This is a genomic window from Actinosynnema sp. (assembly GCF_052038725.1).
This window is the reverse complement of record NZ_JBQGCX010000461.1, coordinates 1-4,787: the sequence shown is the minus strand read 5'-3', so window position 1 is coordinate 4,787 and position 4,787 is coordinate 1. Positions and strand designations below refer to the sequence as shown.

The following is a 4,787-nucleotide window of genomic DNA, read 5'->3' as shown; positions in this document are numbered from 1 at the left end:
GCCAGCAGCAGGATCGGCGCGTCGCGCAGGATCGCGCGGGCCAGCGCGACCCGCTGCCGCTGCCCGCCGGACAGCTTCACGCCGCGCTCGCCCACCACCGTGTCGAACCCCTCCGGCAGCTCCCGCGCGAACTCCACCACGTGCGCCGCGCCCGCCGCCCGCTGGATCTCGGCCTCGCTCGCGCCGGGCCTGGCGAACGCGATGTTCTCCCGCAGCGTCCGGTGCAGCATGGACGGGTCCTGCGGCACGTACGCGATCAGCCCGCGCAGCTCCGCCTGCCGCACCCGCGAGATGTCCTGCCCGCCGATCCGCACGCTGCCGCCGTCCACGTCGCTCAGCCGCAGCAGCAACCGGGTCAGCGTGGTCTTGCCCCCGCCCGAGCGCCCGACCAGGCCGACCCTGGCGCCCGCCGGGATGTCCAGGTCCAGCCCGGTGAACAGCGGCGGCGCGCCGGGGTGCGCGAACGCCACGCCGTCGAAGCTCACGCGGGAGTCCCCGGTCGGGGCCGGCTCCGGTTCGGCGGGGTCGAGCACGGTCGGCTCGTCCAGCAGCAGCTCGGTGAACTGCGCGGCCTCGGTGAGCGAGCCCTCCAACCGCCGGTAGACGTGGTTGAACTCGAACATGATCCGGGTGGCGTTGCCGTAGTAGGTGAACGTCACCAGCAGCGCCTCCAGGCCCAGCCCGCCGCTCACCCACACCGCCACCACCAGGCCGAGGACGTTGGTGAGCACGGACATCGGCGCCACCAGCACGTCCACCCGCAGGTTCCCGTAGTCCCACGAGCGCAGCGCCAGCGCCCGGCTCTCGGCCGCCCGCCGCCGGTGCTCGGCGCCCTCCCGCTCCTCCGCGCCGAACGCCCGCACCGCCTCCACGTTCGACAGCACGTCCGCGACGTGCCCGGACACCCGCGCGTAGGCGGCCTCGCGCTCGTCGACCAGGCGCTGGCGGCGGCGCACCAGCGGGGCAGCCGCGAAGCCGGTGACCAGGATCAGGCCGAGCAGCACCGCCACCAGCGCCGGGTGGTAGCCCCACAGCACCACGCACGCGAAGCCCAGCGGCACGACCTTGGCGACCACGCTGAACACCAGCGCGTCGGTGAAGTCCTCGAAGCGGCCCGCGAAGCCGAGCACCCGCTTGGTCAGCGACCCGGCGAAGTTGGTGTGGAAGAACGCCGCGTCCTTGGCCAGCAGCGCGTCGAAGCCGGACACCGACAGGTGCTCGATGCCCCGGCCGTCGACCCGGTTCAGGCAGTGGATGCCGACGCGCCACAGCAGTTCGGCGAACAGCATCACGCCGCCGAACGCCAGCAGGAGCGGCGCGGCCTCGGCGACGCCCGCGCCCTCCACGACCCGGCCCGCGAGCGCGGCGACCGCCAGCGGGGCCACGTACAGCAGGCAGGTGTTGCCCAGCGCGGGCAGCAGCATCCCGCCCGCGGTGAGCGGGCCGTGGCGGCGCAGCTCCCGCAGGTACAGGCGCAGCGCGAGCAGCACCGCCCTGCCCCGGCCGGTGGTGGACTGCTCTCCTGCGCCCTGCTCCGGTGGTGCCCCCACGGATCGCCTCCTCCAGGATCGGTCCCGGCGCCCGATGCTGCACCGGGCCGGAGGGGCCGGGCGATCGAATAACACTTCTGCCCCAACCGGTTCCCCCGTCCGCCGAACGCGGGCGCACCCGCTGTGGCGCCCCGGCCGCCTGGCGCGGCGGGGGTGGACCTGGAAGTCTTCGCGGGGTGAGCGAGGAGCAGCACGGGGTCGCGGACTTCCTGCGCGGGCGGTGGCGGGTGCGGCGGCGCGTCGTGGACCACCGGGCCGGGCAGGAGGGCGCCTTCACCGGGTGGGCGGTGTTCGCGGACGACCCGGAGTCCGGTCAGCTCGCCTACCACGAGGAGGGCGAGGTCGAGCTGGGCGGCGTGCGGCGGCCCGCCACGCGGTCGCTGCGGTACGCCGAGCGCGGCGCGGACGTGCTGGACGTGACGTTCGCCGACGGCCGCGAGTTCTACCGGCTGCGCCTGGGCGAGGGCGGCTGGAGCGCGGACCACTGGTGCAGCCCGGACACCTACCTGGTGACCGGCCGGATCACCGGCCCGGACAGCTACACCGAGCGCTGGCGCGCCACCGGCCCGGCCAAGGACTACGAGCTGCTCACCGACTACGAGCGCGACGGCGGGCCCGAGGGTCCTTGACCGGGTCGCGGGGTCAGTCCAGCGCCACCACCCCGGCGGGGCAGCGGTGCACCGCGTCGCGCACCTTCGGCAGCAGCTCGTCCGGCGGGTCGGGGCGCAGCACCACGCCCACGCCGTCGTCGTCCTGGTCGAACACCTCCGGCGAGGCGAGCACGCACTGCCCCGACCCGATGCACCCGTCCCGCTCGATCCGCACGGTCACCGCCGTCACCACACCACGGGGATCTCGACGGCTGAGTAGGTGATCGAGTCCGTCCGGAACCGCATCTGCGGCACCGGGACCGCCGGGGCCAGGTCCGGGAACCGGGTGAACAGCGACCGCAGCATGATCTGCAGCTCGGTGCGGGCCAGGTTCGCGCCCAGGCACTGGTGCGGGCCGAACCCGAAGCCCAGGTGCGCCACGCTCTTCCGGGTCAGGTCCAGCTCGCCAGCCTGCTCGCACAGCGCGTCGTCCAGGTTCGCGGTGAGCGAGACCGTGACCCACTCGCCCTCGCGGATCGTCACGCCGTCCAGCTCCACGTCCTGGAGCGCCCGCCGCGCCAGCGCGGCCCCGCCGAGCCTGCCCTGCGAGTAGCGCAGCAGCTCCTCGACGATCACGTCCACCCGGTCCGGGTCGGCCTGGAGCACCGCCCGCTGCTCGGGGTTCTCGAACAGGGTCAGCGCGAACAGCCCGATGGCGCCCGACGTGGTCTCGTGGCCGGCGGCGAGCAGCCCGATCGCCAGGAACAGCAGCTCGTCCAGCTCGAAGTCGGTCTCGTTGGCCATCAGCCCGATCAGGTCGTCGCTGGTGCCCTCGCGCTTCCTGGCCTCCACCACCGGCACCAGCACGCCCGCGAGCTCGGCGGCGTTGCGCAGGTAGTCCTCCTTGGCGTTGTCCACGCCGAACATGCCCCGCGCGGTGGCCTGGAACAGCGGCTGGTGCTCGGTGGGCACGCCCAGCAGCTCGGCGATCACCAGCGACGGGATCGGCAGGCAGAACGCCGAGACCAGGTCGGCGGGCGCGCCGGAGCGCTCCATGTCGTCCAGGTGCGCGTCGACGACGCGCTGGATGAACGGGCGCATGGCGTTCATCTTCTTGACCATGAACGCGCGGGAGAGCGGACGGCGCAGCCGCATGTGCTCGGCCCCGTCGAGCACGTTGATGTTGCCGGGGCGCTTCTCGCCGATGATCGTGTCCCCGGAGGCCCGCATGTCCGGCCCGCCCTCGCGCATGGAGGTGAAGCGCGGGTCGGACAGCACCGTCCTGACCCCGGAGTAACTGCTGATCACCCACGCCGGAACCCCGTTGGGCCACACCATCCGCACCGGTCCGTGCCCGAGCGCCTCCACCATCCCGGCCGGTGGTCCCAGGGGGTGAGCGCGCTGGTCGCGGGGGACGGGGAGGATGGCGGACTCGGTCACGGTGGGCGTCCTTCCAGCAGGAGGGGACTTGCCGGGGGCGAGCGCACCGACGGTAACGCGACCTGGGGGTGCGATCGGACCGCCAACGGGTGGACACAGGGGTGCGGCGGAACGCAGGAGTGCGGAGAGCCGGGGGCGGTCACCCGGTGATGAGCTTCGCGGCGTCGGGCGCGTAGACGGTCATCCAGTGCGGGCGCAGCCGGTAGTAGAACACCTCCCCGTCCCAGTCGCTCTGGTCGCCGTAGAAGTCCTTGAGGTAAGCGAGCACCTCCGGCCAGTCCGCGGCGGCCTCGCCGTCCGGGGGGTTGAGGACCTCCACCGCGCCGTGCGCGAACACCCCCAGGTCCTCGCCGCGCAGGTGCGCGGCGCTGGCGGCCGGGCGGGCCGCGAGGTGGCGGGCCTTGGCGGCGGTGCGCGCTGTGCCGAAGTGCCACTTGCCGTGCAGGAAGTGCCCGTCCACAGCGCTGATCCGCGGCTCGCCCTTCGCCGTCACGGTGGACAGGGCGAGCGTGCGCATCCCGGTCAGGACCTGGGTGAGCTGCTCGGCGGTCATGGTGTGCTCGACGACGATCGAGCGGAGGTGGTCGGTGGAGCGGGACAGGGAGGCGTCGAGCAGGGCCTGGAGCTCGTTGAGTTCTTCGGGCGTCTCACGCATCGAGCCACGGTAGCGGTGGCTGGAGCGCCCTCGGCCCCGCCCGGTTGTCACGCCCGGCTCGGCTCCACCACGGGCTCGCGCGCGACCGGGGTCCCGCCGCGGGCGGCTGTCAGCGCGGCGGCGACGGCGGCCGTGAGCGGCAGCACGAGTGCCAGGCAAGCCGCAGCCTGCTCCAGCGCCAACCACAGCACGTGCTGCGGCTGGCCGGACTCCAGGGTGAGCGCCAACGCGGTCAGCGGCGTCGCGACCCACGCGCCTGCGGCCCCTTCGGCGATCCCCGGCCGCCCGCTCACCACGACCCGCGCCACGAACACCACCAGCCCGGCGGCGGTGGCCAGGCAGGCGTTCAGCACCAGGTGGTCCAGCGCGTTCTCCTCGGTGACCTCGCCCGCCAGCGCCAGGCGGGGCGCCGCGGCGAGCGCGGTCACGGCTGCGGCGAGCAGCAGCACCCGCAACCGGCTGCCGACCGCCGTGCGCCAGGCCAGCACCGCGCCGGCGAGGTTGCCCGCCAGCAGCGCCAGGAACGGCGTGTAGGTCAGCACCAGCCACGCC

The 4,787-nt window shown here is 74.1% G+C and carries 6 protein-coding genes; 1 reads left to right on the top strand and 5 read right to left on the bottom strand.

All coding sequences use genetic code 11. From position 1 onward, the window contains the following. The coding region (locus tag ACTUAL_RS09330; protein WP_440899971.1) for an ABC transporter ATP-binding protein at positions 1 to 1,550 on the bottom strand (1,550 nt) is incomplete at its 3' end. A gap of 176 nt (positions 1,551 to 1,726) precedes the next feature. Between ACTUAL_RS09330 and ACTUAL_RS09325 the strand changes: the two genes are divergently transcribed. Next, positions 1,727 to 2,179, top strand: coding sequence for a DUF6314 family protein (locus ACTUAL_RS09325; protein ID WP_440899970.1), 453 nt, complete (start codon positions 1,727 to 1,729; stop codon positions 2,177 to 2,179). A gap of 13 nt (positions 2,180 to 2,192) precedes the next feature. On the opposite strand, the gene ACTUAL_RS09320 is transcribed toward ACTUAL_RS09325, so the two are convergent. The 4 genes from ACTUAL_RS09320 to ACTUAL_RS09305 all read right to left on the bottom strand — a co-directional run. Beyond that, entirely contained in the window at positions 2,193 to 2,381 is a 189-nt protein-coding gene (locus ACTUAL_RS09320; RefSeq protein ID WP_177154273.1) for a ferredoxin, read from the bottom strand. A gap of 5 nt (positions 2,382 to 2,386) precedes the next feature. After that, the gene (locus ACTUAL_RS09315) at positions 2,387 to 3,580 is read right to left on the bottom strand and encodes a cytochrome P450 (RefSeq protein WP_440899969.1); all 1,194 of its coding nucleotides are present in this window, start codon (positions 3,578 to 3,580) and stop codon (positions 2,387 to 2,389) included. A 139-nt stretch (positions 3,581 to 3,719) separates the two neighbouring features. Next, positions 3,720 to 4,235: a pyridoxamine 5'-phosphate oxidase family protein gene (locus ACTUAL_RS09310; protein WP_440899968.1), complete on the bottom strand. Its 516-nt coding sequence runs from the start codon at positions 4,233 to 4,235 to the stop codon at positions 3,720 to 3,722. A 47-nt stretch (positions 4,236 to 4,282) separates the two neighbouring features. Then, a partial coding sequence (locus ACTUAL_RS09305; protein ID WP_440899967.1) for a hypothetical protein occupies positions 4,283 to 4,787 on the bottom strand: 505 nt, incomplete at its 5' end.

What these genes read in the sequence shown, in the direction of transcription:
- ACTUAL_RS09310 (WP_440899968.1), bottom strand. Translation starts at nt 4,235, where the DNA reads ATGCGTGAGACGCCCGAAGAACTCAACGAGCTCCAGGCCCTGCTCGAC.